Consider the following 26,261-nt stretch of genomic DNA (forward strand, 5'->3'; position numbering starts at 1 on the left):
GACCGGACTGGCCGATCAGCCGCAGGGAGTCAGCCTGGCGACCGAGTCGGACAGCGTGTTCGTGCTGCCCAGCAGGACGACCTCGCGCGCGCCCACTGCGCTGATGTCAGCGAGGACGGCTTTCGGCACACAGGTCGGCTGCACGGCGAACAGCGGGCTGCCCGTATAGCCGGCGGCCGTGGCGCCCGCGAGCGCGTCGGGGAAGTTCTCCCCCGTGGCGAGGTAGACGGTCTTCGCGCTGGTGAAGGCTGCCTTATTCAGTTTCTCGGACGTGTCGTAGCGATCGATCCCGCCGATCCGGGTGATGACCGGTCCGCGCAACGAGCGCTCGATCCCCGCACTCACCGAGAGCTCGGATCCCGCGATCGTGAGCGACGTCACGCCCAGTCCACTGATGATCCCGCGGGTGACGATGTCCGCCGAGTCAGAGGTGCCATTGACCAGCACGACCGGAGCATCGACGGTTCCCGCCGCCGCGCTCGCGCTGAGGGCATCGGGGAACTTCTCCCCCGTCGCAAGCCACGCCTTCGAGGAGCCCCCCGAGAAGGCGTATTGCATGATCAGCTTCGACGTGTCGTAGCGGTCAACCCCGCCCAGGCGACGGATGTCGCGGTTCTTCGCGTAACCAGCGAGGTCGGAGTAGACCTGGCTGCCGACACTGAGATCGGAGCCGACGACGACGATCTTCGCCGGCTTGAGGCGGGTCAACTCGTCGCGGACGGCCTGACTCATCGAGTCGCGATCGACAAGCAGAAGCGGCCCGCCTTGCTTCGCCGCGGCGGGTCCGGCGCTGAGTGCGTCGGGGAAGTTCTGGCCTGTCGCGATGTAGACGACGGGGACGTTCGCCGGGAAGGTGCGTTGGGAAACCGCGACCGCCGTTCCCTGGCGGTCGGTGCCGGCGATTCGGCTGACGGCGGGGCTGGTGACCGGCGGCGCGGTCGGAGGTGCGGTGGGGGTCGCTGTCGGAGTGGGCGTGGGAGTCGACGACGGAGGCGGCGCGGTCGGTCCGGCACTCGTCACGCGGACGGACGCGTCGACGTTTACTGTCGCGCCCGCGGGCTCCACTGTGCCCCGGCTGATCCCGGAGACCTGGATCACGCTGCCGAGGCGGTCCTTGTAGGCGTCATAGGCCGTGGAGGGGACGGTGACGGAAATTGCGGACTTGTCGCTGTCGACGGAGGTCTGGGCGGGGACGCGCTCGGAGCGATTCGGCCCCACGCTCGCACCGATGCCCTGAAGGTCGAAGAAGCCGGCCTTGTTCGACTCGAGGACGACGACGTCGCTGCCCGCGACGGCGGTCGCGGTCGCAGTGCGACCCCAGAACGAGCCCCCGCGCTGCAGGGACGCGGCGTCGGCAGACAGATCGACACGGCCGACTCCGCCGCCGGCGGGCGAGCCGACGGTAAGAGTGGCGGTCGTGAAGAGCTCGTACCCGACATCAAATGGCTGGCCCGAAGGAATCGAGGCCGCGGCGACCGGCTCCTTCTGCGCCGAGAGCGCAAGAGCGACGCTTCTGCCACCGAATGAGGACAGAGCCCGCTGCATCGGGATGCGGAACGTGCGGCTCCCCGACGTCAGCGTGCTGCTGCCGGTCAGCTCGTTGTCGCCGAGAGTCCAGGTGACGGTCGAGAAGTTCGGGTACGGCGAGCTCGGTCGGGCCGAGGCGGACAGCGTGACCTCGAGTTCCGTGGCGTCCCCGGGGACCGGCGCGACCTGGGATGCCCCGTACTGCTCAGTGACCGACCAGTTGTAGGGAGAGGTCGATACGTCAATTCGCCGGGTCTCGGCTGACGCTGCTCCAGCGCCGTTTATCACTCCGACGACGACAGCGGCGGCACTGGCAACGGCGACCGTGGAACGCAGCCACCTCGCTCGCGTCGTCTCGTGCGCTCGGTTAGCGATCATTCGGTGGTCCCCCATCGTCGTGGTTGTCGTGCCGATCTCACTCGCGAACGGTTGTTCTCGAGGGTCAGGAAAAGCATTCCCCGATGATCAGCCGTCGAAGCATATCCGGCGTCACTATTCTCTGCAAAAGAGAGGAAGAGGCCCTCCGACTGCCCGTCCCCACTGCTTTCCCGTGCTTGCTTTCCGGCTTCCCGGACACTCCGGCTTCGAGGGCTTTCTGGCCTCTCTGGCCTCTCCTCCGCTCCGGATGAGGGACTCCCCTACTGCCCGCCCTTCGGCCTCTGGACGTCCCGGATGCGCTGCAAAACCCAAAGAGGCTGTGGCGCGAAATCATCTGCCGAGCCTTGATACTCCGCGAAGCCGACTGTGCGGCGTTCAGGGTCGTGCATGATCGCGAGGCATTCCGATGAAGAAGCCGCACCTCTCCGAGAGCACCGTTGAGTCCGCCCGAGCAGCAGACGACCCAGGTCGGGCTGAGGCGGGTTAACCGTCGAGAGGCACCGTACGTCCGACGAGGCACGCCCCGGTCGCGATCGGAGCCGCGACGACGGCGTGCACGCCGCCGCTCTTGGGTCCGTATTGACCGAGCAGGCACGAGTCACCGAGCCTGACCGACACCTGAACCGAGTCGGCGTCCAGTCCCACGGACGTCTCGTCCGCCGTCACCTGCATCGCCTCGCGAGAAAACCCTGCCGACGTCAACGCCTGGACCACCGTGGCGCCGGGTACCTGCGGATCGGGCTCGGCGACGGCTCGCAGGACCTGATCGAAGACCGGCAGGTTCTGCTCGGCGGTACCGCCGGGAACGTATACGGCAGGAGTGGGAGAAGCACCCTCGGAGCCGGTGTGCGTAGCGACCGGCGCACGGGGAGCGGGCTCCGTGCATCCGCTGAGAACCGCAGCGAGTGCACACGCGACGAGTGCATGAAGGAGCCGCGACTGAGGGTTCCGTGTCGTCACCTGGCTCCTTTTCCGGGGAGCAGATCTCCCTCCGTGCCCCGGTTCAGAACGGGGTACCCACGGACTCTACCGAAGTCGAGGGATCCCCTTCGCTCGCTCCGGCCGCCATCACGGGCTGGGCCTCGGGAGTCACGGCCCAGTCGTGAGGCCCGTCGCCGGCGTCAGACGCCTGGTCACTCCATCCCGGTTCGGCGACAGGTGCTGACGGAGTGGACGTTCGAGTGACCGTCTTCGTGTACCGGGTCGTGCCCCAGGCCAGGTCGTGCCCAATTCCCTCAGCGGTGAGCACGACGTCTGTCCCCGATTTCCCGCCGGCCTCCCACGCCCGGACCCCGAGACGTCCCGTGACGACGATGCGATCGCCGCGCGCCAGCGATGCCAGTGCATTCCCGGCCAGTCCGTTGAAAGCGGTGACCGTGTACCAGTTGGTAGAGGCGTCGACCCAGCGCTGCTCTGCGCGATCGTAGCGCCTCTGCGCGGAGGCGAGGCGGAACGTGGTCATCGCAGTGCCAGTGGAGGTGTCAATGCTCCGCGGCTCGGTCCCAATGACTCCGATGACGGTGAGCGTGTCGGTCATGGTCGTGTCCTCTCATTCGTCGCACCCGCCACAACTGCGACGGGGACGGCGCCCGAGCGGAGGGGGCTTGTACCGCTCGGGCGCCGCAGGATCAGTGTTGCGACGAAGGGCCCACCTCCGAGTTGGAGGGGGCCCTTCTGGGGAGAGATCGGTCAAACAGACCCCTGTGGAGGAGGCTTACGTTGCGGTGATGTACTTCGAGTACGACGCGCGGATCTTGTTCACCTTCGGCAGAGCGACCGCGAGGCAGTAGCCCTGGCCCGGGTTCTTCGCGAAGAAGTCCTGGTGGTAGTCCTCGGCCGCGTAGTAGACACCGAGCGGGGATATCTCGGTGACGATCGGTCCGTCCCACCATTCCGCTGCGCGGTCGCGGGCGGACTCGAACAGCTCTTTCTCCTCATCAGACGAGTAGAACATCGCCGACCGGTACTGCGTCCCGATGTCATTGCCCTGTCGGTTGAGCTGACGCGGGTCGTGCAGGGTGAAGAAGACGTCGAGGATGACCTGCTCGGGGATGACATCGGGGTCGAAGGTGACGGCCACCGCTTCGGCATGCCCGGTGCGGCCCGAGCAGACATCCTCATAATCGGGCTCGGTCGTGCGGCCGCCGGTGTAGCCGGAGACGACGTCGGTCACGCCATCGAGGACGCGATAGACGGCGTCCAAACACCAAAAACATCCTCCGGCAAGTACGAATGTGCGCATTGCGTGTGACTCACTTCCTGTCGCATCGACGCGTCCGAGGCGTCGGGCACGTCCTGTGATTCAACACCCTTCCTCACCTCCGCATTCCGCGGATGTGAACCCCTCGAATAGAGTCGCCACGTGAGCTATGACGCCGTCCCGGCCCGTTACGACCGCATGGACTACCGACGCAGTGGACACAGCGGCCTGAAGCTTCCCGCCCTCTCGCTCGGGCTCTGGCACAACTTCGGATCAGACCGTTCCCTCGACACGCAGCGGGCGATCCTGCGCCGCGCCCTGGACCTCGGGATCACCCACTTCGACCTGGCCAACAACTACGGCCCACCCTACGGCGCCGCCGAAACCGCCTTCGGCCGGATCTTCGCGGAGGATCTTCGGCCGTACCGTGACGAGATCGTCCTCTCCTCCAAAGCGGGCTACGACATGTGGCCAGGGCCCTACGGCGACGGCGGCTCGCGCAAGTACCTCCTCTCCTCGCTCGATCAGAGCCTGCGTCGCCTCGGTGTCGAGTACGTCGATGTCTTCTACTCCCACCGCCCCGATCCCGAGACGCCGATCGAGGAGACGATGGGCGCGCTCGCCTCAGCAGTGCAGCAGGGAAAGGCACTCTATGTGGGCATCTCGAACTACTCCCCCGAGCAGACTCGCGCCGCGCAGAAGGCGCTCGCTGCCCAGGGCGTTCCCCTCGTTCTGCATCAGCCGCGCTACTCCCTCTTCGACCGCGGACCCGAGGACGGGCTCTTCCCCGTCCTCGACGAGCTCGGTACCGGCTGCATCGTCTTCTCTCCGCTCGCTCAGGGCCTGCTGACCGACCGCTACCTTGACGGCACCGTCCCCCACGGCTCCCGCGCAGCGACCTCGCGCTTTCTCTCGTCGGAGCGAATCGACGAGGACTACCTGACCCGTGCTCGCGGCCTGAACTCTCTCGCCCAGCAGCGCGGGCAGTCACTGGCCCAACTCGCGCTGACGTGGGTGCTGCGGATACAGACGGTGACGAGCGCGATCATCGGAGCCTCGAGCGTCGCGCAGTTAGAGCACAATGCCGCTGCACTCGAGTTCGGGCCGCTCTCGGCGGAGGAGATCGACGCGGTCGAGAAGTTCGCCGTGCACGGGACCACCGCTCTCTGAGCACCGCGAGCGGATGTCGGTGGTCGGCCGTAGCCTGCGGGAGCACTCGGCCGGCGGGTGCTGTGAGTATCGAGCAGGAGGAAACCAATGTCCCTGTCCACGCTGCACGCCATTCGTACTCCACCAACGCTCACCCGGGTCAACCCGCGGCTCTGGCGGGTGAGCACGGGCTCTGGAGCCGTCATCGGGCACATCGAGCTGGTCGACGATCCGCAGGGCGAGCGGTATCGTGCCCGCCTGCTGCGCGCGGGCATGCCGGCCGGCGCCCAGCTCGGAGAGTTCTGGACCGTCGACGACGCCATCGAGGTTTTCCGTGTCGCCTAGGCCCTTCGCGCCTGGGATGCGCCGATACCCGCCCACGGCGGCGTGCCGACCATGCCACGGATGCCGCCCGGGCTAGCGTTCGCGTCATGCAGTGGTGGAACGAGTTCATGTCCTGGATCCGCACCGGCGAGGGGTACCAGGCGATCGTCACAGCCGTGGTGGTCTCGATAGCGGCGGTGATCGGAGCGGTCATCATAGCGTCGGTGTTCCGGGCGTCGATCGCGCGCCTCATTCGGCAGCAGGAGCACGAGCGAAAGAACGCGATCATCGCGACGCTCGTCGATGCGGCTGTCGATGCCTCCGCTTGGAACGCCCTCAGCAGTCCCGAGCGTGTCATGAGCGATCGCGCCTCAGCTCAAGCCGAGACTCATCTCAGGCTCCTGCCTGTCAAAGGCTCCGGAGTGGCTGCTAATTGGGCGGCTCACGAACTCGCCGAGCTGAAGCACACGTCGACCAGCGGCGGCTACCAGACGCAGGCGAGCGTGGGTGAGTTCCGCGATCGCCTCGTGCAGTGGCGCGACAAGCCTGGCCGCGCACGCAAGACGTTCCTGGCCGACCTCGAGCGCTGGCGGTTTTCAGAGACCGGGCGCGAGCGCTCGGAGGAAATCGACTGGAGCGGGGCAGAGCAAGAGGAGCGTCCCGCTGCGAGTCAGCGTCTGGCCGAGCCGACCCCTCGGCCCTCGTCGCCCGGGCTTCCCGTGGTCGTTGGAGGCGGTTCCACCGATTCAGGCGACAACTCCCCGCGTTCCTCGGTTCCGACGATCGTGCTTCCCCCGGCGGCAGGCGACACGTCCGAAGACGAGACGAGTCGTCTCCTCGCCGATGTTGACCGCCTCGACGTCCCGTCGCGTGAGCGATTCGTCGAGGAGCTGCCGCCGATCGAGCCGAACCGTCGCGTACCGTCCGACGATGCACCCGAGCCGACGCGGGCCGGCGACGTGCCGGACTCCGCTGGGCCGGACGCCGAGCCGATCGAGGAGGTCGATGCGGCGACGGTCCAGGCCGATGAAACCCGTTTCCAGCCCACCGCACCCGCGAATGACCGCCCGGCCGCGTCCGAGCGTCCGTCTGACTGACCACCTCGCGTGAAGCACAGAAGGCCCCGACTGCAGCTGCGGTCGGGGCCTTCTCCGTCGTGCGGGTGGTGCATGTCGTACCTACCAACTGTGTGCATCGCTAACTGTGTGCATCGCGTGCACGGGCAACGCGGCCGACCAGCACGGCGAGTGGTGCCGCGACGATCGTCCACGCGACGGCGACTCCACCGAGAATGGCGAGTATCAGCATGGTCGTACCTCCGTTCGTTACGTCGTTGTAATTCCGAACACCTCCAGACTAGGTGCACAGCCCTCACTCAAGCGTCGGCGGGTGGGAAACACGCCGACGTTGCCTCCGATTTACCAGTGTGTTAGAGGCACCGGCCGCACGAGTCCTCACAGGAAGGTCAGGCCACCAGAAGATAGCGCCCACAACGTCTCGACTCTGATCTCCGATCGACGTGAGTCCCGACGAGCGGTGACCGAGCCAACCACGTGAGGCCAGCTGCATCGGGCTTCTGCGGCCGACCTCGCGGAGTCGGCGTAGTACCCTGGCGAGACGCCCTCGTAGCTCAGCGGATAGAGCAGCAGCCTTCTAATCTGACGGTCGCAGGTTCGAGTCCTGCCGAGGGCACGCGGGGACGAGGGCATCCACGTAGATGAGATGCCTGCGATCCCGCAGGTACGTGTTGGTCAGTTGTCGCGCTTGTATCGAGACTGGCGCCTAGCCTCCTGGCCACTCGTCGCAGTCGGCTGACAAGCTGTCGGTCTGCCGCGCGCGGGCCGGAAACCGCGAGACTGAAAGCCACTCAGGCGAAATGTGGTGCCCCGTCTGTGCCTTGATCACAATCGCGCCGCTTGTCCCCGGCAAGATGCAACGGCGCTTCATCCTCCTCGTCGCGGTGCGTCTGGGCAGAGGAGCCGACACATTTGCACGGCGGTGTGGATCATCCAGGTCCTCATAGATGTCGACCGACCACCCGCGCTGGCGTCCCCACAGATCGCTGAGTTCGGGCAGGCACTACCATGACCGCATGACCGCTACACCGCCGCCCCATCGACTCTTTGCCGGGGTCGTCACATTTAACCCAGACGTGACGCGCCTCCGCGAGAACCTCGACGCGGTCGCACCACAGGTGGCGGATGTCGTCGTCGTTGACAACGCCTCCGACGTTGAACCCGACGCCGGACCGTATACCGTCCACCGCTTCCCGGAGAATCATGGGATCGCGGTAGCGCTGAACGAGATCATGCGTCTCGCCGCAGCGGGCGGTGCCACCGCCGTTCTGTTACTGGACCAGGACTCGGTTGCAGAGCAGGGCATGGTTGGTGGACTCGAGCAATCGCTGCTTCCCGGAGTCGCACTCGTAGCACCGAACATTGTCGATCGGGGGCTCGGTGGTGAAGAAGGGGGTAGCAAACGCGACGTCAACTTTTGCATCACTTCCGGGTCGCTCCTCGGAGTCGATGCCTGGGCTGCTGTCGGCGGATACGACGAAGCGATGTTCATCGACTTCGTCGACTTCGACTTTTGCCTACGCCTTCGATCATCTGGCTACAGGATCGTCCGGGATGACGGCGTGGCGCTCGTTCACGAAATCGGGAACGCCCGTCGAGTGGCCGGCGTGGTGGCGTACAACCACTCAGCTGCTCGCAGTTACCATATGGGCCGCGACATGGTCTACTACGCGCGGAAGCACCGCAAGTCACCGAAGGCTCTGAAGGTGGGTGGGCGCGGTATTGCCCTGACCCTTGCCGTGCTTGCCAGGAAGGCGGTGATCATCGTGCTCCACGAGACGGACAAGCTCGCACGGGTCTCTGCTCTGCTCCGCGGCGCGATCTCCGGGATGCTTGCCCGCTCGAGTTAACCGTATCGGCGACGCGTGGAAGAGGACCTCCGTAGGCGATCCCTCGGAATCTTAGCTACTCACGGAGGCTTCGACACCGGTCGACTTTCTGCTCCCTTCATCCCGAACTTCCGAGTGATGCCACCGCACTCGGAGAGGCCGAGCACCATGGAGTGGCGAGCTCAGTCCTCGTCCCAGCCGGGCACGACGATCGTCGGCACCCGTTCCTCGGTCCATAGGGCGATCACCGCAGGATTGTCGTCCACCGCGAGGACCGGCTCGGCGCCATACCGCACGCGGATGGCCGCCAGGATGTCCCGCTTCACAGCGACGTCCGGGCGCCCGTCGCTGTCGGGGCGCATGAGCAGCGCTTCGTGCTCGATGCCCCACTTCCTCAGCCACACCGACGTCCGGTACCGCCACCGCTCCGTGCGGGCCGTGACGATGAAGACCCGGGCACCGGCGGCATGCAGGAGCCCGGCGAGGACACGCGTCGACTCGATCGGCGGGCAGTACGACGCAGCCGCGTGGAACTTCTCGAAGTTCCTCCGACGGGGATCATCGGTCACGTAATGCCGGACCCCGGACACGTCGACGAGGGTGCCATCGACATCGAAGATCACTGCCGGGGCGGGCGGTGAATCGGGCATAAGTCCGCCTCCAGCTACGTGATGATCGAATCGAGGAGTCGTGCGCGGCTCTCAGGCCCCGCGGACGAGGCCGAGCACGCCGACCACGAGCGAGACGGCGGCCAGAGCGAGGGAGGTGCCGATCAGCACGGTGTGCACACGGAGGAAGGTCGTTGCTCGCCCCTCGGAGTCGCGCGCGCGGGGATCGTTACGGACACGACGAAGGAAGGGCGGCCAGACGACGGCGTTCCAGACGGCGTTGGCAATCAGGATCCAGCAGACAAGCGTCATCACGAGAATCAAGTGTAAAGGCCGCTCCCCTGGGCGAATCGGGGCTGTCGGTGGCCGCGGATACACTTTGCTCATGAGTAGCGCCCCCGATCGTCTTGCCCGCGATCGTCTTGCCCGCGATCGTCTTGTCTGGATCGACTGCGAGATGACGGGGCTCGACCTCTCCGTCGATGAACTGGTCGAGATCGCTGTCGTCGTCACCGACTTCGATCTCGAGCCCCTCGACGAGGGACTCTCGATCGTCATCCGTCCCGACGACAGCGCGCTGGCGAACATGGGCGACTTCGTGCGGACGATGCACGAGACCTCCGGCCTGCTCGCCGAAATCCCCTCCGGCGTGAGCGTCGCGGAGGCCGAGTACGAGGTGCTCGAGTACGTGCTGAAGCATGTGCCTGCCGAGCAGCAGGCTCCACTCGCCGGTAACTCGATCGGGACCGACCGGGCGTTCCTTGCCGCGTTCATGCCGCGCCTCGACTCCCACTTGCACTACCGCAACGTCGATGTCAGCACCATCAAAGAGCTGGCTCGTCGCTGGTTCCCGCGCATCTACTTCAACGCCCCGGCGAAGAACGGCGGGCACCGCGCACTCGCGGACATCCTCGAGAGCATCCGCGAGCTGCGCTACTACCGGCGTGCCGTCTTCGTAGCGGAGCCGGGGCCGACGACCGCGGAGGTGCAGGCAGTCTCGGCCGCCGTCGTGGACGAGTTCCCTCCGCGGATGTAGTACTCTCGTACAGTTGCTTCGCGGGGTTCGCCCCGAGAAACACGCTCCTGGTGGGTATAGCTCAGTTGGCAGAGCGCCTGGTTGTGGTCTAGGAGGTCGCGGGTTCGAGCCCCGTTACTCACCCCAGTGGCTGTGCATGCAGCGCAAGAGGCTCGGAGTCCACGACTCCGGGCCTCTTCGACTCCGGCCTCTTCGCGTGGTGGCCCCGTGCAGAGAGGCCGACCGGATGCTCGAACTCGACGAGGCAGCCTTCGAGGCACTGGTCGTTGCCGAACTCGATCAGCTACCGGATGACATGGTCGACGGCCTCGAAAACGTCGTGTTCGTCGTCGAAAACCGACCGGAGGACGGCTCGCTCGATCTCCTCGGCATCTACGACGGCATCGCGCTCACGGAGCGTGAGCGTTACGGCTTCGGTGAAATGCCTGACCGCATCGTGCTGTTCCGCGAGCCGCATCTCGCCGTCTGCGACGACCTTGACGAGCTCCGCGACGAGATCCACGTCACCCTCGTGCACGAGATTGCCCATTTCTACGGCATCGACGACGAGCGCCTGCACGAGCTCGGCTGGGCCTGAGGCTCAGTCCTCGGCGTCGCTGGTGTCGAGCACGACGTCCGCACCGTCCCGGGGACGTTCCCGCGCGCAGTAGGCACGGAAGTCGCGATCCCACTCCTCCCAGTGCGGAGCGAAAAGTTCGCCGTCGCGCGTGAGTGCGCGCTTCCTCCGCTGCGCGTCGTCCGCCTCCAGCCAGAGGACGAGACCAGCGTGCCTCCGCGCCGCGGCGCTCGCGGCACCGCAGCCCTCGAGCAGGAGGAGCGACGCATCGACGCGGCGGCGGCCAGCGGTCGTTCCGGCCGCCCAGTTCCAGGGCCGCCAGCGCGCCGGGAGGCCGAGCGCGTGCGCGCGCACGAGGTCCTGTGCGGTCGCCCGAGCAGCGCTGTCGAGTCCTGACCAGCCGGGGAAGAGGTCGTCCATCCGCACGAGCTCGACCGAGGGTGCGCCCGGAACAGCGAGCAGTTCTGCGAGCAGAGCACGCGCGAACGTCGACTTGCCCGAGCCGCTCGGCCCGTCGAGGAGGACCGTCCGCATCCGCCTGGCGACGACGCGCCGAGCGAGCCGCCTGGCCGTGCCTGCGGTGGAGCCCTGTGCCGACGGAGTGCCCGCGGAAGGCTCAGCCATGCAGGACGAAGCTCCACGCGCCCGTCAGGACGGCGGCCATGACCGAGACGGCCGCGAGAGCGATACCACCGGCAATCAGCAGGACGTCGCCCGCGCCGAGTCGCGACTCCCGAGCCCACGTGCGCGGGATGCCGGAGCCGAAGCCCTTCGCCTCCATCGCGGTCGCGAGGCGGCTGCCACGGCGGATGGCGAGAACGAGCAGCGAGAAGGTGCGCGAGGCGAGGCTTCGCAGGGCCTGCGCAGGACCGTGGCCGTCCGCGACTCCGCGAGCCCGACGCGCCATCGACAGCGTCCGCCAGTCATCAACCAGGAGGCCGACGAGCCGCATGCCGGCCAGGGCGCCGAGGACGAAGCGGGACGGCAAGCGGAGAATTTGGGCGAGGCCGTCCGCGAGGTCGGTCGGGTCGGTCGTCGCGATCAGCACCACGCTCGGCAGCCCGATCGCCAGCACTCGCAGCGCGATGGCGAGGCCGAGGGCGACCGACCCCTCGGTGACGGAGACGATCAGGAACTCGGCATAGACAGCTCCGCTGTCGCGCCCGTAGAGGACGGTGGAGAGGCCCGCCAGCGGCGCAGCGATCCAGACGGGGGCCGTCCGCCTGAGCAGTTCTCCCGCACGGAGCCCGGCGAACGGCAGGACGAGCAGCTCCAGGAGAAGGGCCGTGGCGGCCGAGACCACGTCCACGGTGAGAATCAGCGCCAGCGCGATCACGAGACTCGCCAGGAGCTTCGCTACCGGATTGGCTCGGGCAATTCGACTGCGCGCGGGGACGGACTCGAGGAGCGTCATCCGGCCACCGCCTCGCGCGCGCCCAGAGTCACGACCGTGTCGGCGAGAGCGGTGACCAGCGCCTCATCGTGGGTCACAGCAACCACCGCGGTGCCCTCGTGGCGCTGCTCGGCGAGGAGGTCGACAAGCACTTCCCAGGTCAGCCGGTCCTGCCCGAAGGTCGGCTCGTCGAGCACGAGGACGGACGGGGCTCGAGTGAGGGCGGAGGCGACAGCGAGGCGCCGCTTCTCGCCGCCGGAGAGGGTGAAGGGGTTCGCGTCGGCCAGGTGCGCGAGGCCGAGGCGCTCGAGCAGTTCGTCCGCCCGCCGCCGGTCAGCATCGTCGCGGGCGCCGAGCGTGAGCTCTGCTCTCACGCGGGCCGCGAGGAACTGATGCTCCGGCTCTTGAAACACCATCGCGATGCGCGCGGCGAGCTGCGCCGACGTCCAGCGGATGGGCTCTGGGGCGGCGCCGGAACGCAGGAGGTCGGAGGCGAGGACCTGCCCCGCGATCGGCGGGAGAAGGCCAGCCAGGGTGAGAGCGAGAGTCGACTTGCCCGCGCCATTGGGCCCGAGTACCGCGGTTACCCGTGCCGAGTCGACGGTGAGGCCGAGACCGGAGGCGACGATCGTCGACCGTCGCCGACCGAGCACCGGCCTGCCGATTGACAGGTCGCACACGCTCAGCGCCGCGAGCGCGGGCACGGCACTCGGCGCACGGCGCTGAGGTGCCTCTCCCGGCAGCCAGACGCCCGAGGCACGCAGAATCTCTCGCGCCTCATCGAGGACGAAGGAACCAGCGCCGTCGGCGACCACTCTGCCATCGCGACCAAGGACGATCACGCGGTCGACCAGGTCGATCCACACATCGACTCGGTGCTCGACGACGATCAGCGTCGTTCCGGTGCGCTGACACGTGCGCTCGACCGCCTCGCGCACCTCACTCACGCCCTTCGGATCGAGGTTGGCGGTCGGTTCATCAAGGAGAAGCAGCCTTGGCCGCATGGCGAGAACGCCCGCGAGCGCGAGCCGCTGCTTCTGGCCGCCGGAGAGCGCCGAAGTAGAGCGATCGAGCGCCACGGCGAGCCCGACGTCGTCGAGCGCCTCGCGGACGCGGACCGGGATCTCGGAGCGGGCCACGCCGAGGTTCTCGCAGGCAAAGGCCACGTCATCGCCCACCCGAGCCAGAACGGCTTGCGTGTCCGGATCTTGCAGCACGAGGCCCGCTACTCCGCGACGGGCGAGGGGCGCCGCGCCGTCGAGCTCGAGCTCGCCCGACGCGGCGCCATCCTCCTCGCCGCCGAGTACCCCGGCCAGGGCGTGCAGAAGTGTGCTCTTACCCGCTCCGGACGGACCGAGCAGCAGGATTCTCTCCCCTGGCTCGATCGAGAGGTCGACTCCGGACACAGCGGCCTGCGACCGCCCCGCGTGCCGCCAGCTCCACCCCCGCGCCCGAACCGAGGCGCCGCTCATCGAACGCCTGCGCCAACTCCCTCGACCGTCCGTCCCTCACGACCCGAGGCGAAACGGTCGAGTGCGCCGGACGCGGCGAGCCCACGGACCGCGAACCACGACAGCAGCCCGGCCAGCACGACGCCGGAAACGATCGACGAGACGACGTACACCGTCGTGAAGAGGGCGTCGTTCGCCGCGTAGTAGGACAGCAGGTCATTGATCGCGAGAGCGAGACCCGCGCCGGCTCCGGCGAGCATCGCAACGAGCGGACGTCCGCTGCGGTAGAGGAACAGCGCGAAGACGATCTCGGCGCCGAGCCCCTGCACGAGGCCGGAGATCAGCACGGTGAAGCCCCACTGGGTGCCGATCAGTGCCGAGACGGCCGCGGCGACGAGCTCGGTGTAGAGCGCTGCGCCGGGCTTGCGGATGATTAATCCGCCGAGCACGCCGGCGAAGAGCCAGCCACCCCCGAGCAGACCACCGAGGCCGGGAAGAAACTCGAAGGCCAGGCCGAGGACGTTGATCGCTAGACCCCACGCCCAGAAGACGATGCCGCTCGCGACAGCGATGACGCTCGCGACCACGATGTCGACGACCCGCCAGCGGAGGTTGCGCCGAACTGGCGCGGGAAGGGAGGAGGACTTCGCCGCGCTCGACTTCCGGGCGCTGGAATCCTGCGCATTCGTGTTCTGCGCATTGGTGTTCTGCGCATTCGTGTTCTGCACTGTCGTGCCCTTTCGTGGAAGCGAATGGAGGGCACGGGTTTGGAAGAGGAGATCGAAACGTTCCTTCGCTGGCATGACCCAGATCAGGTTCGACGGTCGAAGGCTGCTGCCTTCCTCTCAGTCCGGTGCACCGGACTCCCGTGTTCGTCGGTAATCATAGACGTCATGTCGTGGTCAGTGGTCGTCGTCCTGGCCGTGCTCCTGCTGGTGCTCCTGCAGGTCCTGCTCTGGCAGCGTCGCTGGCGTATTCGCCGTGAGCTGCTGACGTACGGGACGCGTGTAACCGCGAGGGTCGTCGCGCACGACCCAGCTCGCGGTGACCGCGATTCCGCGCGGGATCTGGGCCGTCTCCTGGTTGTTTACCGCACGGCGGAGGGCGAGGAGAAGCGGGCGGTGAAGACGCCGCAGAGGCGGGGCGACGCGTGGATGGCGGGCGAGCCGGCGGCGGTGATCTACGACCCGCGGCGGCCGAATGACGCCGAGCGTTTGATCGTCGGCTTCGGCCGAACTAAGAAGAAGTGGTTCGCTGCGCGCCAGCAACGCGCCAGCTAATCCGGAACGGGCCCCCGTCGCCGGAGGGCCCGCACACTGTGTCGGAAAAGCTTCTCGGAAGAGCTATTTCTTGAGGGCGCGGATGATTCGCGCGAGCGCCTTGCCGGTCACCCAGACAAACGGGATGCCGACCGCGAGCACCGAGATGACATTGGGCTGGAAGCGCAGGCCGAGATCATCCTTGATATAGGCACCGATCGGGATGATCGTGGCCCCGCCACCTCCGCCGCCACCCTCCTGACCGTCCTCGGAGCCGCTGCCGCCGCCGAAGCCGAACCAGCGAAGGGCGACCGGGACAAGCGAGACGCCGTCGACGGTGACGGGCTCGCCGTAAATCGTCGCGGTACCCGCGGTGGTGACGGTGTCGGCCAGGGAGACTGCGATGTTGGGCATGCTGCGACGGTACTCCGCGCCGCTCAACGTCGACAAGCGGCAGGCCGGGCGTACAGGTCTCGTCCATGTCCTGGCTGCAACGGGCGGGGATAATCGTCGGATGCCCTCCCGCGCCCGTCGCCGCCGCCCCGTGCGCTCGACGGTCACGGCGACCGTCGCCCTCCTCCTCGCTGTCTTCCTGGCGTTTCACCGTGTGCTCCCCGACCCCGTCGGCTGGCTGTCGGTGCTCGAGATCGGCATCCCCTGGACCGGGCTCGCCGTCCTCCTTCTCATCGCGGCAGCGGTGAGCCTGCGCTCGCGGGGCACCGCGGCGGCGGTGACCGTGCTGGCGATGGTCTACGGAGTGCTCGTGCTGCCGGTCGCGCTCCCCGCGCCCGCAGTCCGCTCCGGGTCATTCACCGTCATCAGCCAGAACATCGAGACGAGCGATGATGCGGACCGCCTCGCCGCCGCCCTCGCCTCGCGGGGACCAGACGTCATCGCACTGCAAGAGCTCGACGGTGCAGCGCGCAAGGCCGTCGACGCCGAACTCTCCGACGAGTACCCCTACTCATTCGTGTCGAGCACGGTTGGTGTCTGGAGTCGCACGGCGCTCTCGGGCGAAGAGCCGCTCGATCTCGGTCTAGGCTGGGAGCGGGCTCTCGCCGTGGATGTCGGCACACCGGTCGGCAGCACTCGTTTGTTCGTCGTGCATCTCGCGTCGTTCCGCCCGGGCGACCACGAGGAGCGCGACACCATGCTGTCGGCTCTCGCCGCGGCGCTGAAGGATGACACATCCGCAAAGACCCTCGTGGTCGGCGACTTCAACACTCCGACCGACGACCACCTCTTGGCCCCGGTGCTGGCTGAGGCGGGACTCGTGCGCACGGGCGGCGTCGGCTTCCCGGCGACGTGGCCGTCGCTCCTCCCCCTCGTGGCGCTCGACCATGCGCTCGCCGCTGGAGTGCCGTCGGCGACCCTCGAGGTCCTGCCCCCCAACGGGTCAGACCACCGGCCGATCAGTCTGACGATCGGCTCCGCATAGCAACCGTGTCGCTGATGTCGATGCCCTTCGCAGACTCGGGCGCGGAGCGCGACAACAGCGAGGCCGGTCGCACGGCTCCGGAACCGAAGCGCGCGGCAACACCGTCGACGGCGAGTTCGGCATCGCGCCAGTCGTCGGAGTCGCTCCAGAGGGAGAATGCGACGTCGTCGGCCTCAACCAGCTGCTCGCCGCGCACGCCGATGAGGCGGACCGGGCGGCGTAGCGGATTGGCCGACTCGAGCAGCGCCGACGACGCCTCGAAAAGCACCCGAGCCACGTCCGTCGCCTCGACGAGCGTCCGCGAGCGCGTGAGTGTAGTGAAATCGCCGAAGCGGACCTTTACGGCGACCGTCCGGCAGCGCACACCGGAGCGGCGCATCCGCACGGCGACCTTGTCGCAGAGGCGCAGCAGTTCGCGGCGGACGAGTTCGGAATCGGCGACATCGTCGGCGAAGGTGATCTCGTGGCCGGCGCTCTTCTCCATCTGTCGGGTGTCGACCGGCCGTGGGTCGACTCCGTTCGCGAGCGCGTGGAGGCGGCGACCGCTGGCCTCGCCGAGCACCGACACGAGCGACGGCAGCGGAGACATCGCGACGTCCGCGACGGTTCGCAGGCCCCGCCGCACCAGCGCCTCCTCGGTGCTCCCGCCGACCCCCCAGAGGGCGCTGACCGGCAGCGGATCAAGGAACGCGCGGACGCCGTCGGCCGGGACGACGAGCAGCCCGTCGGGTTTGGATCGGCCGGAGGCGAGCTTCGCGACGAACTTGGTGCTGGCGATGCCGACGGAGCAGGTGAGCCCGAGTTCTGCGTGGACGCGCTGACGGATCTCGGTGCCGATGGCGAACGGTGAGCCGGAGATCCGGCGTGCCCCGGCGACGTCGAGGAAGGCCTCATCGATGCTGAGACGCTCGACCAGCGGGGTGAAGGAGTCGAAGATCGCCATCACCCGACGGGAGGCTTCGCGGTAGCGCTCCATGTGCGGCTCGAGCACGACGGCGTGCGGGCAGCGGCGCAGCGCCACCGCCATCGGCATCGCCGAGTTGACGCCGAACCGGCGCGCCTCGTAGGTCGCGGCGGTCACAACGGAGCGGGCGCCCAGGTGCCCGACGATGACCGGCCGCCCCCGCAGATCGGGACGCTCCAGGAGTTCGACCGAGGCAAAGAACGCATCCATGTCGATATGCAGAATGCTGGCGCGGGGGTCGTCGAGCGACTCGGCCGTGATCTGCCGGCCACTGCCGTCCTGCTTGCTCATGCGTCCTGCTTACTCATGCGTCCTGCCTGCTCACGTGCCGTCCTCCGCTCCGCGACTATGCTCGCACGCACCTCCGACACTGACGGAGGGAATGGCCACCGCTGCGCTGCGGTTGGGCCGAGCACCACGACGCTCCGGAGAGACCATGACGCACGAGCAGCCCGACTCCCCCACCGCCACCGAGATGAGCCACTGGCTCGCCCTGCAGGACCGCGCGCACCGCGCCTTCGAGATCCGGCTCGCGGCCGTCGAGGACTGGTCGGCCCCCACTCCTGACACCGAGTGGGACACCCGAGCCCTCGTCCTGCATGTCATCCGCGAGCAGCAGCGCGCCCACACGCTCCTCGTAGGCGGTGACGACTCGCCAATCCGCCTCGAGCCCGTGGCGGCCGACCTGCGCAGTGAGTGGCGGCGCGTGACCGACCAACTCCGTGCTGCGGCCCGGGCCGTTGATCCCGCCGCAGTCCTCCAGCTCGGCCGCGACGCCGTGAGCGCGCTCGAACTGCTCCAGGAGCAGGTGGCCGACGTCACCGTGCACGCCTGGGACCTCGCCCGAGCGACCGGCAGCGACGAGCGTCTCGACGACGAACTGGTGGCGGCCGTTTGGGAGCTGTTCGCCCCGCAGGAGGAGACGCTACGGGCCAGCGGGCTCTACGCCGCACCCGTACCGGTTGATGACACGGCGCCGCTGCAGAGTCGCCTCCTGGCGATCACAGGGCGGGACGACCGAGTCGCCGCCTGAGCGCGTCAAGGTCTGGGAGGCGCCTCCGCGTCGACGGCAGGATGGAAGGCACCACGAACACGGGGCGACCCGCCCCGACGAGGAGAGGAACATCCATGACACGTATCGCCGTCATCGGAGCTCACGGCAAGGTCGGGCAGCAGATCCTGCACCTGCTCTACGACGCCGGTCATGAGTCTGTCGGAGTGATCCGCAATCCCGACCATGCCGAGGACATCATCCGATTGGGGAGCGAACCTCTCGTCCACGACCTCGAGAACAGCACACCCGAGGCGTTCGCCGAGGCGCTCGGCCACGTCGACGGGATGGTCTTCACGGCCGGCGCCGGCCCCGACTCCGGCCCGGACCGCAAGAAGACCGTCGACCTGGGCGCCTCGGTGCTTAGCCAGAAAGCCGCCGCGATCGTCGGAGTGCAGCACTTTGTGCAGATCAGCGCTATCGGGGTCGACGAACCGCTGCCCGAGGACACAGAGGCGGGCTGGAAGGCCTACGTCGAGGCCAAGCGCGACGCTGATGCGGCGCTGCGCGACTCCGGACTGGACTGGACGATCCTCCGCCCGGGAGGACTGACCACGGACGAGGGCACCGGCGAGATCACCCTCGGCACCTCCGTCGAGAAGGGCAACATCCCCCGCGCCGACGTTGCGGCGACCGTGATCGCGGTGCTGGCGCACCCGACGTCCATCGGCAAGACCTGGGAGATCGTCTCGGGCACGACGCCCATCGACGAGGCGGTTGCCGACGGCGCCTGAGTGGCGCCCCGCCTTCTAGAGTGGGGCGGGTGAGCACTCACCCGCCCCACCCCTGGATCCACAGCTACGCGCCCGGCGTGCCGACGCAGCTTGAGCTCCCGACCGGCTCGCTGCTCGACATCGTCGCCGATTCGGCCGAGCGCTATCCGGACAGGGTCGCCCTGGAATTCTTTGGCCGCTCGACCAGCTACTCGCAACTCGCCGACCAGATCGAGCGGGCGGCGGAGGGGCTTCGGCGACTCGGAGTGCGCGCGGGTGATCCCGTCGCCCTGGTGCTGCCGAATTGCCCGCAGCACGTCGTGGCCTTCTACGCCGTGCTCCGCCTCGGCGCCGTCGTGGTCGAGCACAATCCGCTCTACACCCCGCGGGAGCTTCGCCACCAGTTCGAGGACCACGGTGCTCGCATCGCCATCGCCTGGAACCGCGTCGTGCCCGTGGTGCAGGATCTGCCGGCCGACCTGGGGGTCGAGACCGTCATCGCCGTCAATCTGACTCGTGCAATGCCCGCGCCGACCCGCGCGGCGCTGCGCCTGCCGCTGAAGAAGGCGCGGGAGTCGCGCTCCGCTCTGACCGGTCCGGTTCAGGGCGCCATCGACTGGGAGTCGCTCCTGCGCCGCCGGATCGACGCCGCGCACCCGCGACCGACCGCGGATGACCTCGCGGTCATCCAGTACACCAGCGGCACGACCGGCACCCCCAAGGGCGCCGAGCTGACGCATGCGAATCTGACCGCGAACGCCGCACAGTCACGCGCCTGGGTGCCGCAGGTGCGGCGCGGCGACTGCGTCGTTTACGCTGTTCTGCCGATGTTCCACGCCTACGGCTTGACGCTGTGCCTGACGTTCGCGATGAGCATGGGCGCCAGGCTCGTGCTGTTCCCGAAGTTCGACCCGGACCTCGTGCTCAAGGTCGTCCGGAAGCATCCGGCCACGTTCCTGCCCGCCGTCCCCCCGATCGCCGAGCGTCTGGCCCGGCGGGCCGAGGAGCGCGGCATCTCGCTGCACGGCATCGAGATCGCGATCTCGGGGGCGATGCCGCTCGATCCCGCGCTGGTGGAGTCATTCGAGGCGCTGACGGGCGGCACGCTGGTCGAGGGCTACGGACTGTCTGAGACGTCGCCGGTGCTGATGGCCAATCCGGTCGGGCCGACGCGCCGCGCGGGCACTGTCGGCCTGCCGCTACCCGGGACCGACGTGCGAATCGTCGATCCGGACGACCCCTCCACCGAGCTGCCAGCGGGCGAGCAGGGCGAGCTTGTGGTGCGCGGTCCGCAGGTGTTCCGTGGCTATCACCGCAAGCCGGAGGAGACGGCGGCCGCCTTCACAACCGACGGCTGGTTCCGCACGGGCGACATCGCGACGATTGACGGCGACGGCTTCGTACGCATCGTTGACCGGATCAAGGAGCTCATCATCACGGGCGGCTTCAACGTGTCCCCCTCCGAGGTGGAGGAGGTGCTGCTGCGCTTGCCCGCGGTCCGCGAGGTCGCGGTGGTGGGTCTGCCGGGCGCCCGCAACGGTGAGACAGTGGCAGCCGCCGTCGTGCTCGAGCCCGGAGCGCACCTGGACATCGAGGCGGCCCGCGCCGCGGTGCGCGAGGCGCTCACTCCCTACAAGGTGCCCAAGCGCATCACCGTCGTGGACGAGCTGCCGCGAAGCATGATCGGCAAGGTGTTGCGCCGCAAGGTCGCGGCGATGCTCGCCGAGCGCGACTGATCCGACGAGAAGGGCCCACGACCCCAGCAGGTGGTCGCGGGCCCTCGTGTAACAGGCGCTCGTGTATCAGGGGTCAGAAGCCGAAGTCGCCACCACCGAAGTCACCACCGCCACCAAAGTCGCCGCCAAAGTCACCACCGCCGGAATCACCCCAGCCGCCGGAGTCGCCACCGTCCGCGCCACCCGCCTCTCCGCCGCCGTCCGCCGCTGCGTCGCCGTCGCCCGAGGCGTAGTCGCCGCCCGCGTCGGGCAGGAAAGCACCCGCGATGGCCGAGCCGATGGCGAAGCCTGCGATGGTGCCGAGCATCGAGGAGGCGAGCATGCCGCCAAAGCCCATCCCGCCTCCGCCTGCGAATCGCCGCTCCATGAAGCCGGGCTGGCGCAGTTCGCTGCGGGTCGCCGACTGCGCCAGCGTGCGCGGGTCATCGTCCTGGGGCGCGTCGCCCGCGGGTGCTCCCTGGCTCAGTTCGCGGAAGACCTGCTGCCGCTGCTCGGGAGTCAGCTGCTCGAAAGCTTCGCGGTGGACCTGCTCGATCGCCTCCGGCGGTGCGGTGCGGAGCAGGTAGCGGTAGCGTTCGATGGCCCTCTCGTCGTCGCTGCGCGGTGAGGCAGCGGGTGGCGTGCCGTACTCGGGCCGGCGGTCACCGGCCCGGGGTGGTGCGTAGTCGGCTCGGCGAGCGTTCTCGGGCTGCTCGTCGCGGCCGAGCAGTCGGTCCAGGAATCCCATGATCTCCTCCTCAGCGCCTCGTCATCGGGCGCAGGGCCCACCGTAGGCCCTCTTCGTTGCTCCGGCTCGCAGGATCGTGGTGGCTCCCCGAACGGGTGTCATTCGGCGTGCCGCGAACGGTTGTGCGAGCCGAAGGTGGACACGGAGCGGCAGCGCGTCACCGCTGCTTCGGGATGACCAACCACATCACGAGATAGGCGATGATCTGCGGCCCGGGGAGCAAACACGAGAGCACGAAAAGGAGCCGCACCACGAAGGGGCTCCAACCGAAACGGCGGGCGAGACCGGCACAGACGCCGGCAATGATCCTGCCCCGACGGGGGCGCACGAGAGTAGCCATACCTCCAGCCTCTCCTAGGCCGCCTGGATGCGGCATCCGGGAAACCCCCTAGTCGGGTAGGGGCAAACCGTGGAGTTCGGCGGGCAGGGAGCCACCGATCGAGCGGGCAAAGGCGGCAGATCGCTCCGCCTCCTGCTTCGGCCACACCACACGGAAGCGCTCGAAGACGATGTCGCCGATGCCGTCGGGCGACACTCGGGCGAAGTAGTGGCGGTGCCCCTCGAGCCACGACGCGCGGGAGCGGTCCCCCTCGCCCTCTGCCCAGGCGAAGTCCTCGTCGACGGACTCGAGCGGGCCGATCCGGACGTGCTCGGTCAGCAGCACGAGGCGCGCCGCTCCCGACCCATCGCAGACGATCCAGTGCTGACCCGCGCAGGGCATCGGGGCGTCGTCGGCGAGGGAGGCGGTGGCCGTCTTCACTCCGCGCCGCACCAGGCCGAGCAACTCGTCGGCCATCGCCGTGCTGTCGCCGAATGACTCAACCGGTGGGAGGGTCGCGCCGAGTGACGGGACGACGGCACCGTACTCCGCCCAGAGGGCCGCCGCAGAGTCGCGGTCCGGCTCCGGCAGCACGGTCGGCTCCGGAGTCGCGGGGACGAGCGGCACGAGGTTCGCTCCGGCCAGAGCGGCGGGATCATCACTGTGGTTGTCGGGAGTGGTCACCGTCTCGAACGGCCAGTGCTGCTGGAGCCAGCGGCGCGAGTAAGCGTCGAACTCCTCCTCAATCCGGGATCCGCGGAGGCCCGGGACGACCCACCACGAGGCCGCGGCAGAGTCTTCGCCGCCCGGGCGGACGCTCAACGCACCGAGCGCCTGAGTCCAGTCGTCGCCGACGAGCAGGAACACGTGAGCCCGGCCCGAGCGCGCTTCCTCCTCCAGGCGCAGGAGCGCTCGCACGTCATCCCCGAGCGAGGCAGACGGCAACGCGGATGGGTCATCAGGGTGCAGGAGCGCCGCCAGCCAGGGACGCTGCTCGCCGATGACCGCATGCAGCAGGTCGGCGTCGCTCGAGACCAGCGGACGCAGGAACGCACCCGCCGGCAGTTCCAGCCGTGTGGGAACTCGACCAGGTTCGCCCATTTCGGTTACCGTTTCCGTTCAACCGGCCGCGCGCTCCAGAACCAGCTCGCGCACACGGGATGCGTCCGCCTGGCCCTTCATCGCCTTCATCACTGCTCCAATGACGGCTCCCGCGGCCTGCACTTTGCCGTCGCGAATCTTCGCGAGCACGTCGGGCTGCGACGCCAGCGCCGCGTCGATCGCCTCGATCAGGGCGCCGTCGTCTGACACGACCGCGAGCCCGCGGGCATCGACAACCTGCCTCGGCGAACCCTCACCAGCGATGACGCCCTGGAGCACCTCGCGGGCAAGTCGGTCCGTGAGCGTTCCACTGTCGATCAAACCCGCGAGTTCGGCGACCTGGACGGGTGTGACCAGCGCGGTCGGATCCTCGCCCGCCGCGTTCGCCAGTCGGGCGATCTCGCCGGTCCACCATTTTCGGGCCGCCTGCGGAGTCGCACCGGCAGCGACCGTGTCGGCGATCTCGACCAGCAAGCCGCTGTTGGCGACGTCCTGGAACTCGAGGTCGGTGAAGCTCCACTCGACCTTGAGCCGGCGGCGACGGTCGGCCGGCTTCTCGGGAAGCGCGGCCCGCAGCTCCTCGATCAGTTCGGGGCTCGGCACGACCGGAAGCAGGTCAGGCTCGGGGAAGTAGCGGTAGTCGTCCGCATCGCTCTTGGGGCGCCCCGCTGAGGTGCGGCCCGTGTCCTCGTGCCAGTGCCGCGTCTCCTGCGTGATGGTGCCTCCGGAGGCGAGAATCGCCGCCTGACGCTGGATCTCGTAGCGCACGGCGCGCTCAACCGAGCGCAACGAGTTCACGTTCTTCGTCTCGGTGCGGGTGCCGAGCTTTTCTTGGCCGATCGGGCGGAGCGAGACGTTCGCGTCGCAGCGGAGGTTGCCGCGCTCCATCTTTGCGTCCGAGATGCCGAGGGCGAGCACGATGTCCCGGATCGTCGCGACGTACGCTTTCGCATACTCCGGGGCACTCTTCCCGGCGCCGTAGATCGGCTTCGTGACGATCTCGACAAGCGGGACACCCGCGCGGTTGTAGTCGACAAGGGAGTACTCGGCGCCCTGGATGCGGCCGGTAGAACCGCCGACGTGCGTGAGCTTGCCCGCGTCCTCCTCCATGTGCGCGCGCTCGATCGGAATCTGCACGAGCGATCCGTCGGCTAGCTCGATCTCGACCGTGCCCTCGAAGGCGATGGGCTCGTCGAACTGCGAGATCTGGTAGTTCTTCGCCAGGTCGGGGTAGAAGTAGTTCTTCCGAGCGAAGCGGCTGGACGGCGCGATCGAGCAGCCAAGGGCGAGACCGAGGCTGATCGAGTAGCGCACCGCCCGCTCATTGACCACGGGCAGCGAGCCCGGGAGTCCGAGGTCGACCGGGGTGACGTTCGTGTTGGGCTCGGAGCCGAACTCGTTCGGTGCGTCGGAGAACATCTTGGTCTTCGTGTTGAGTTCGACGTGCACTTCGAAGCCGAGCACCGGCTCGAAGCGTTCGAAGACCTCGTCGTAGTCCATCAGCTCGGGGGCGGACGTGTGCGCGGACGCCATCAGACGGCACCTTCCTCGGTCGCGGAGAGCACGGAGCGGGTCAGGTCGGGAGCCTCGGCGAGCAGCGGGTGGCCCCACTTCTCCTCCAGCAGCGCCTCGAGCGCCGCGCCGACCGTGTAGAGGCGTACGTCTTCGCGGGCAGGTGCCAGGAACTGCACGCCGACCGGCAGGCCGTCCTCGTCAGCGAGGCCCGCGGGAACGGAGATGCCGGGGATACCCGCCAGGTTCGCCGGGATGGTCGCGATGTCGCCGCGATACATCGCCAGCGGGTCGCCAAGCTTCTCGCCGAGACGGTAGGCGGTGGTCGGCGCAGTCGGCGACGCGATGACGTCGACACTCGAGAAGGCCGCGTCGAAATCGCGCTGTACCAGTGTCCGGACCTTCTGGGCGCTGCCGTAGTAGGCGTCGTAGTAGCCGGCCGAGAGCGCGTAGGTGCCCAGGATGATCCGGCGCTTGACCTCGGGGCCGAAGCCCTGCTCGCGAGTCGCGGCCATGACCTGCTCGACGGTGCCGCCGCCAGGCGGCGTCACGCGGAGGCCGAAGCGCACCGAGTCGAACTTGGCGAGGTTGCTGGAGGCCTCCGCAGGGAGGATCAGGTAGTACGCGGCGACCGCGTGCTCGACGCTCGGGAGGCTGACCTCGACGACCTCGGCTCCGGCGCGCTGGAGGATCTCGAGCGCCTCGTGGAAGCGGGCCAGCACGCCGGGCTGGAAGCCCTCGCCGCCGTCGAGCTCCTTCACCACGCCGATGCGCACGCCCGTTACGTCGGCGCGACGGACCGCGTCGGCGAAGGAGGGCCAGGAGTCGCGGAGCGAGGTGGAGTCGCGCGGATCGTGCCCGGCGATCACGTCGTGCAGCAGGGCGGAGTCGAGGACGGTTCGCGAGACCGGGCCGATCTGGTCGAGGCTCGAGGCGAGCGCAATCGCTCCGTAGCGCGAGACGCCGCCGTAGGTCGGTTTCACGCCGACGGTGCCGGTGACGTGGGCGGGCTGGCGGATCGAGCCGCCGGTGTCGGAGCCGAGGGCGAGCGGTGCCTCGTAGCTCGCGACGGCCGCAGCGGAGCCACCGCCGGAGCCGCCGGGGATGCGGTCGAGGTCCCACGGGTTGTGGGTGGGGCCGTAGGCGGAACGCTCGGTCGTCGAGCCCATCGCGAACTCGTCCATGTTGGTCTTGCCGATCGGCACGAGTCCGGCCTCGCGGACCTTCCGCATCACTGTTGCGTCGTACGGCGGGCGCCACCCCTCGAGGATCCGGGAGCCGCTGGTAGTCGGCATGTCGTTCGTGACGATGACGTCCTTGACCGCAAGGGGCACGCCGGCGAGCGGGTGCAGCGGCTCCCCTTGTGCGCGGCGCCGGTCGATTGTCTCGGCCGCGGAGACCGCGCCCTCGCGAGCGACATGCAGGAACGCGTGGACGGCGCCGTCGACCGCAGCGATCCGGTCGAGGTGGGCGCGGGTCGCCTCGACGGAGGAGACGGAGCCGTCGGCCAGCTTCGCCGAGAGCGCGGAGGCGCTCAGGCGGACGAGCTCGTCGCCGTGCCCGCTCACTGCTCCTCCCCCAGGATCGCGGAGACCTGGAAGCGGCTGCCGTCATGCTCGGGCGCTCCCGACAACGCCTGCTCGAGCGTGAGCGTCTCGCCGACGACGTCGGGGCGGAACACGTTTTCGAGCGGGATCGGGTGGCTGGTGGCCGGCACCTCGGGGGTGGCGACGGCCTGGACCGCGCGCACGGAGTCGACGATCTGGTCGAGTTCCCGCGTGAGGTCCTGGATCTCGTCGGACGTGAGGTCGATCCTGGCCAGCTGGGCCAGATGGGCGACCGTGTCGGCCGTGATCTCGGACATGCATCTCCGTCTGGTGGTTCGGTGGATTCCCGGCGCCCAGTCTACTCGGC

The 26,261-nt window shown here is 68.5% G+C and carries 29 protein-coding genes, 2 tRNA genes and 1 riboswitch; of the genes, 13 read left to right on the forward strand and 18 right to left on the reverse strand.

The genetic code is table 11. The annotated features are described in order from the left end of the window. Positions 1 to 15: 15 nt before the first annotated feature. From HRF29_RS02145 to msrA, 4 genes are all read right to left on the reverse strand, one after another. Positions 16 to 1,905: a cell wall-binding repeat-containing protein gene (locus HRF29_RS02145; protein ID WP_173243974.1), complete on the reverse strand. Its 1,890-nt coding sequence runs from the start codon at positions 1,903 to 1,905 to the stop codon at positions 16 to 18. Positions 1,906 to 2,388: 483 nt separating this feature from the next. Further along, positions 2,389 to 2,865, reverse strand: coding sequence for a DUF6993 domain-containing protein (locus HRF29_RS02150; RefSeq protein ID WP_173243977.1), 477 nt, complete (start codon positions 2,863 to 2,865; stop codon positions 2,389 to 2,391). 43 nt (positions 2,866 to 2,908) lie between these two features. Continuing rightward, positions 2,909 to 3,442 carry a single-stranded DNA-binding protein gene (locus HRF29_RS02155; protein ID WP_173243980.1) on the reverse strand — a complete coding sequence of 178 codons (534 nt, stop codon included), beginning with the start codon at positions 3,440 to 3,442 and terminating at the stop codon, positions 2,909 to 2,911. Between the two features lie 177 nt (positions 3,443 to 3,619). Continuing rightward, positions 3,620 to 4,147: a peptide-methionine (S)-S-oxide reductase MsrA gene (msrA, locus tag HRF29_RS02160; protein WP_173243983.1), complete on the reverse strand. Its 528-nt coding sequence runs from the start codon at positions 4,145 to 4,147 to the stop codon at positions 3,620 to 3,622. A 120-nt stretch (positions 4,148 to 4,267) separates the two neighbouring features. Between msrA and HRF29_RS02165 the strand changes: the two genes are divergently transcribed. The 5 genes from HRF29_RS02165 (at position 4,268) to HRF29_RS02185 (ending at position 8,504) form a co-directional block, all read left to right on the forward strand. After that, positions 4,268 to 5,275, forward strand: coding sequence for an aldo/keto reductase (locus HRF29_RS02165; protein WP_173243987.1), 1,008 nt, complete (start codon positions 4,268 to 4,270; stop codon positions 5,273 to 5,275). Between the two features lie 87 nt (positions 5,276 to 5,362). Then, a complete protein-coding gene (locus HRF29_RS02170; RefSeq protein ID WP_173243990.1) occupies positions 5,363 to 5,599 on the forward strand; it encodes a hypothetical protein in 237 nt (78 codons plus the stop codon). An 86-nt stretch (positions 5,600 to 5,685) separates the two neighbouring features. Then, on the forward strand, positions 5,686 to 6,675 hold the full coding sequence (locus HRF29_RS02175) for a hypothetical protein (protein ID WP_173243993.1): 990 nt from the start codon (positions 5,686 to 5,688) through the stop codon (positions 6,673 to 6,675). Between the two features lie 522 nt (positions 6,676 to 7,197). Beyond that, positions 7,198 to 7,270 (forward strand) — tRNA-Arg (locus tag HRF29_RS02180). 400 nt (positions 7,271 to 7,670) lie between these two features. Continuing rightward, complete coding sequence (locus tag HRF29_RS02185; RefSeq protein WP_173243996.1) at positions 7,671 to 8,504, forward strand: glycosyltransferase family protein; 834 nt, start codon at positions 7,671 to 7,673, stop codon at positions 8,502 to 8,504. 161 nt (positions 8,505 to 8,665) lie between these two features. Here HRF29_RS02185 and HRF29_RS02190 read toward each other — a convergent pair whose 3' ends face one another. Together HRF29_RS02190 and HRF29_RS02195 are read right to left on the reverse strand one after the other, a co-directional pair. Beyond that, positions 8,666 to 9,133, reverse strand: a complete 468-nt coding sequence (locus HRF29_RS02190; protein ID WP_173243999.1) for a phosphatase domain-containing protein — start codon at positions 9,131 to 9,133, stop codon at positions 8,666 to 8,668. 51 nt (positions 9,134 to 9,184) lie between these two features. Further along, positions 9,185 to 9,403 carry an SCO4848 family membrane protein gene (locus HRF29_RS02195; protein ID WP_173245835.1) on the reverse strand — a complete coding sequence of 73 codons (219 nt, stop codon included), beginning with the start codon at positions 9,401 to 9,403 and terminating at the stop codon, positions 9,185 to 9,187. A 73-nt stretch (positions 9,404 to 9,476) separates the two neighbouring features. Here HRF29_RS02195 and orn point away from each other — a divergent pair, with 73 nt between their 5' ends. From orn to HRF29_RS02210, 3 genes are all read left to right on the forward strand, one after another. After that, entirely contained in the window at positions 9,477 to 10,127 is a 651-nt protein-coding gene (gene orn / locus HRF29_RS02200; RefSeq protein ID WP_173244002.1) for an oligoribonuclease, read from the forward strand. Positions 10,128 to 10,177: 50 nt separating this feature from the next. Further along, a tRNA-His gene (locus HRF29_RS02205) sits at positions 10,178 to 10,253 on the forward strand. A 100-nt stretch (positions 10,254 to 10,353) separates the two neighbouring features. Then, positions 10,354 to 10,704 carry a metallopeptidase family protein gene (locus HRF29_RS02210; RefSeq protein ID WP_173244005.1) on the forward strand — a complete coding sequence of 117 codons (351 nt, stop codon included), beginning with the start codon at positions 10,354 to 10,356 and terminating at the stop codon, positions 10,702 to 10,704. 3 nt (positions 10,705 to 10,707) lie between these two features. On the opposite strand, the gene HRF29_RS02215 is transcribed toward HRF29_RS02210, so the two are convergent. Genes HRF29_RS02215 through HRF29_RS02230 form a run of 4 tightly spaced genes read right to left on the reverse strand, consistent with a single transcriptional unit; the run spans position 10,708 to position 14,255 of the window. Next, a complete protein-coding gene (locus HRF29_RS02215; protein WP_173244008.1) occupies positions 10,708 to 11,307 on the reverse strand; it encodes an AAA family ATPase in 600 nt (199 codons plus the stop codon). Next, a complete protein-coding gene (locus tag HRF29_RS02220; RefSeq protein ID WP_173244011.1) occupies positions 11,300 to 12,097 on the reverse strand; it encodes an energy-coupling factor transporter transmembrane component T family protein in 798 nt (265 codons plus the stop codon). The genes HRF29_RS02215 and HRF29_RS02220 overlap by 8 nt, the downstream gene beginning before the upstream one ends. Beyond that, the gene (locus tag HRF29_RS02225) at positions 12,094 to 13,548 is read right to left on the reverse strand and encodes an ABC transporter ATP-binding protein (RefSeq protein ID WP_173244014.1); all 1,455 of its coding nucleotides are present in this window, start codon (positions 13,546 to 13,548) and stop codon (positions 12,094 to 12,096) included. Before HRF29_RS02225 ends, HRF29_RS02220 begins: the two co-directional genes overlap by 4 nt. Beyond that, positions 13,545 to 14,255, reverse strand: coding sequence for an ECF transporter S component (locus tag HRF29_RS02230; RefSeq protein ID WP_343043610.1), 711 nt, complete (start codon positions 14,253 to 14,255; stop codon positions 13,545 to 13,547). Before HRF29_RS02230 ends, HRF29_RS02225 begins: the two co-directional genes overlap by 4 nt. A 43-nt stretch (positions 14,256 to 14,298) precedes the next feature. Next, positions 14,299 to 14,406, reverse strand: a riboswitch (TPP riboswitch). Positions 14,407 to 14,420: 14 nt separating this feature from the next. On the opposite strand from HRF29_RS02230, the gene HRF29_RS02235 reads away from it, so the two are divergent. After that, on the forward strand, positions 14,421 to 14,807 hold the full coding sequence (locus HRF29_RS02235; RefSeq protein WP_173244020.1) for a DUF3592 domain-containing protein: 387 nt from the start codon (positions 14,421 to 14,423) through the stop codon (positions 14,805 to 14,807). A 63-nt stretch (positions 14,808 to 14,870) separates the two neighbouring features. Here the strand turns inward: HRF29_RS02235 and HRF29_RS02240 are convergent, their stop codons facing one another. Continuing rightward, positions 14,871 to 15,200: a hypothetical protein gene (locus tag HRF29_RS02240; protein WP_173244022.1), complete on the reverse strand. Its 330-nt coding sequence runs from the start codon at positions 15,198 to 15,200 to the stop codon at positions 14,871 to 14,873. A 100-nt stretch (positions 15,201 to 15,300) separates the two neighbouring features. Between HRF29_RS02240 and HRF29_RS02245 the strand changes: the two genes are divergently transcribed. Next, positions 15,301 to 16,224 (forward strand): endonuclease/exonuclease/phosphatase family protein, encoded by a 924-nt coding sequence (locus tag HRF29_RS02245; protein ID WP_173244024.1) that lies wholly within the window; start codon positions 15,301 to 15,303, stop codon positions 16,222 to 16,224. Here the strand turns inward: HRF29_RS02245 and dinB are convergent. Then, positions 16,199 to 17,479 carry a DNA polymerase IV gene (gene dinB / locus HRF29_RS02250; RefSeq protein ID WP_173244026.1) on the reverse strand — a complete coding sequence of 427 codons (1,281 nt, stop codon included), beginning with the start codon at positions 17,477 to 17,479 and terminating at the stop codon, positions 16,199 to 16,201. The genes HRF29_RS02245 and dinB overlap by 26 nt on opposite strands. 145 nt (positions 17,480 to 17,624) lie before the next feature. Here dinB and HRF29_RS02255 point away from each other — a divergent pair, with 145 nt between their 5' ends. The 3 genes from HRF29_RS02255 (at position 17,625) to HRF29_RS02265 (ending at position 20,688) form a co-directional block, all read left to right on the forward strand. Further along, entirely contained in the window at positions 17,625 to 18,221 is a 597-nt protein-coding gene (locus HRF29_RS02255; RefSeq protein WP_246226577.1) for a TIGR03086 family metal-binding protein, read from the forward strand. A 95-nt stretch (positions 18,222 to 18,316) separates the two neighbouring features. Then, complete coding sequence (locus HRF29_RS02260; RefSeq protein ID WP_173244028.1) at positions 18,317 to 18,973, forward strand: SDR family oxidoreductase; 657 nt, start codon at positions 18,317 to 18,319, stop codon at positions 18,971 to 18,973. A 29-nt stretch (positions 18,974 to 19,002) separates the two neighbouring features. Next, entirely contained in the window at positions 19,003 to 20,688 is a 1,686-nt protein-coding gene (locus tag HRF29_RS02265) for a long-chain-fatty-acid--CoA ligase (RefSeq protein ID WP_173244031.1), read from the forward strand. A 73-nt stretch (positions 20,689 to 20,761) separates the two neighbouring features. On the opposite strand, the gene HRF29_RS02270 is transcribed toward HRF29_RS02265, so the two are convergent. The 6 genes from HRF29_RS02270 to gatC all read right to left on the reverse strand — a co-directional run bounded on the left by HRF29_RS02270 (position 20,762) and on the right by gatC (position 26,211). Next, positions 20,762 to 21,415, reverse strand: coding sequence for a hypothetical protein (locus tag HRF29_RS02270; protein ID WP_173244033.1), 654 nt, complete (start codon positions 21,413 to 21,415; stop codon positions 20,762 to 20,764). Between the two features lie 157 nt (positions 21,416 to 21,572). Further along, positions 21,573 to 21,755 (reverse strand): PspC domain-containing protein, encoded by a 183-nt coding sequence (locus tag HRF29_RS02275; RefSeq protein WP_173244036.1) that lies wholly within the window; start codon positions 21,753 to 21,755, stop codon positions 21,573 to 21,575. Positions 21,756 to 21,803: 48 nt separating this feature from the next. Next, a complete protein-coding gene (locus HRF29_RS14645) occupies positions 21,804 to 22,835 on the reverse strand; it encodes an ASCH domain-containing protein (RefSeq protein ID WP_222929572.1) in 1,032 nt (343 codons plus the stop codon). An 18-nt stretch (positions 22,836 to 22,853) separates the two neighbouring features. Further along, positions 22,854 to 24,368 (reverse strand): Asp-tRNA(Asn)/Glu-tRNA(Gln) amidotransferase subunit GatB, encoded by a 1,515-nt coding sequence (gatB, locus tag HRF29_RS02285; protein ID WP_222929573.1) that lies wholly within the window; start codon positions 24,366 to 24,368, stop codon positions 22,854 to 22,856. Next, positions 24,368 to 25,915, reverse strand: a complete 1,548-nt coding sequence (gene gatA, locus HRF29_RS02290) for an Asp-tRNA(Asn)/Glu-tRNA(Gln) amidotransferase subunit GatA (RefSeq protein WP_173244040.1) — start codon at positions 25,913 to 25,915, stop codon at positions 24,368 to 24,370. Before gatA ends, gatB begins: the two co-directional genes overlap by 1 nt. Continuing rightward, positions 25,912 to 26,211: an Asp-tRNA(Asn)/Glu-tRNA(Gln) amidotransferase subunit GatC gene (gene gatC, locus HRF29_RS02295; RefSeq protein WP_173244043.1), complete on the reverse strand. Its 300-nt coding sequence runs from the start codon at positions 26,209 to 26,211 to the stop codon at positions 25,912 to 25,914. Before gatC ends, gatA begins: the two co-directional genes overlap by 4 nt. Positions 26,212 to 26,261: the final 50 nt, after the last annotated feature.

Origin of the sequence: Rathayibacter agropyri (assembly GCF_013249015.1) — a bacterium.
Taxonomy (GTDB): Bacteria; Actinomycetota; Actinomycetes; order Actinomycetales; family Microbacteriaceae; genus Rathayibacter; species Rathayibacter agropyri.

Excerpts from the sequence above, each read along its gene's own strand:
- HRF29_RS02145 (WP_173243974.1), bottom strand. The coding sequence starts at position 1,905 with ATGATCGCTAACCGAGCGCACGAGACGACGCGAGCGAGGTGGCTGCGT.
- orn (WP_173244002.1), top strand. The coding sequence starts at position 9,477 with ATGAGTAGCGCCCCCGATCGTCTTGCCCGCGATCGTCTTGCCCGCGAT.
- HRF29_RS02190 (WP_173243999.1), bottom strand. The coding sequence starts at position 9,133 with ATGCCCGATTCACCGCCCGCCCCGGCAGTGATCTTCGATGTCGATGGC.
- HRF29_RS02215 (WP_173244008.1), bottom strand. The coding sequence starts at position 11,307 with ATGGCTGAGCCTTCCGCGGGCACTCCGTCGGCACAGGGCTCCACCGCA.
- HRF29_RS02270 (WP_173244033.1), bottom strand. The coding sequence starts at position 21,415 with ATGGGATTCCTGGACCGACTGCTCGGCCGCGACGAGCAGCCCGAGAAC.
- HRF29_RS02275 (WP_173244036.1), bottom strand. The coding sequence starts at position 21,755 with ATGGCTACTCTCGTGCGCCCCCGTCGGGGCAGGATCATTGCCGGCGTC.
- HRF29_RS02255 (WP_246226577.1), top strand. The coding sequence starts at position 17,625 with ATGACGCACGAGCAGCCCGACTCCCCCACCGCCACCGAGATGAGCCAC.
- HRF29_RS02210 (WP_173244005.1), top strand. The coding sequence starts at position 10,354 with ATGCTCGAACTCGACGAGGCAGCCTTCGAGGCACTGGTCGTTGCCGAA.
- HRF29_RS02220 (WP_173244011.1), bottom strand. The coding sequence starts at position 12,097 with ATGACGCTCCTCGAGTCCGTCCCCGCGCGCAGTCGAATTGCCCGAGCC.
- HRF29_RS02245 (WP_173244024.1), top strand. The coding sequence starts at position 15,301 with ATGCCCTCCCGCGCCCGTCGCCGCCGCCCCGTGCGCTCGACGGTCACG.
- HRF29_RS02185 (WP_173243996.1), top strand. The coding sequence starts at position 7,671 with ATGACCGCTACACCGCCGCCCCATCGACTCTTTGCCGGGGTCGTCACA.
- HRF29_RS02260 (WP_173244028.1), top strand. The coding sequence starts at position 18,317 with ATGACACGTATCGCCGTCATCGGAGCTCACGGCAAGGTCGGGCAGCAG.
- HRF29_RS14645 (WP_222929572.1), bottom strand. The coding sequence starts at position 22,835 with ATGGGCGAACCTGGTCGAGTTCCCACACGGCTGGAACTGCCGGCGGGT.
- HRF29_RS02175 (WP_173243993.1), top strand. The coding sequence starts at position 5,686 with ATGCAGTGGTGGAACGAGTTCATGTCCTGGATCCGCACCGGCGAGGGG.
- HRF29_RS02240 (WP_173244022.1), bottom strand. The coding sequence starts at position 15,200 with ATGCCCAACATCGCAGTCTCCCTGGCCGACACCGTCACCACCGCGGGT.
- HRF29_RS02235 (WP_173244020.1), top strand. The coding sequence starts at position 14,421 with ATGTCGTGGTCAGTGGTCGTCGTCCTGGCCGTGCTCCTGCTGGTGCTC.
- msrA (WP_173243983.1), bottom strand. The coding sequence starts at position 4,147 with ATGCGCACATTCGTACTTGCCGGAGGATGTTTTTGGTGTTTGGACGCC.
- gatB (WP_222929573.1), bottom strand. The coding sequence starts at position 24,368 with ATGGCGTCCGCGCACACGTCCGCCCCCGAGCTGATGGACTACGACGAG.
- gatC (WP_173244043.1), bottom strand. The coding sequence starts at position 26,211 with ATGTCCGAGATCACGGCCGACACGGTCGCCCATCTGGCCCAGCTGGCC.
- dinB (WP_173244026.1), bottom strand. The coding sequence starts at position 17,479 with ATGAGCAAGCAGGACGGCAGTGGCCGGCAGATCACGGCCGAGTCGCTC.
- HRF29_RS02155 (WP_173243980.1), bottom strand. The coding sequence starts at position 3,442 with ATGACCGACACGCTCACCGTCATCGGAGTCATTGGGACCGAGCCGCGG.
- HRF29_RS02225 (WP_173244014.1), bottom strand. The coding sequence starts at position 13,548 with ATGAGCGGCGCCTCGGTTCGGGCGCGGGGGTGGAGCTGGCGGCACGCG.
- HRF29_RS02170 (WP_173243990.1), top strand. The coding sequence starts at position 5,363 with ATGTCCCTGTCCACGCTGCACGCCATTCGTACTCCACCAACGCTCACC.
- HRF29_RS02195 (WP_173245835.1), bottom strand. The coding sequence starts at position 9,403 with ATGACGCTTGTCTGCTGGATCCTGATTGCCAACGCCGTCTGGAACGCC.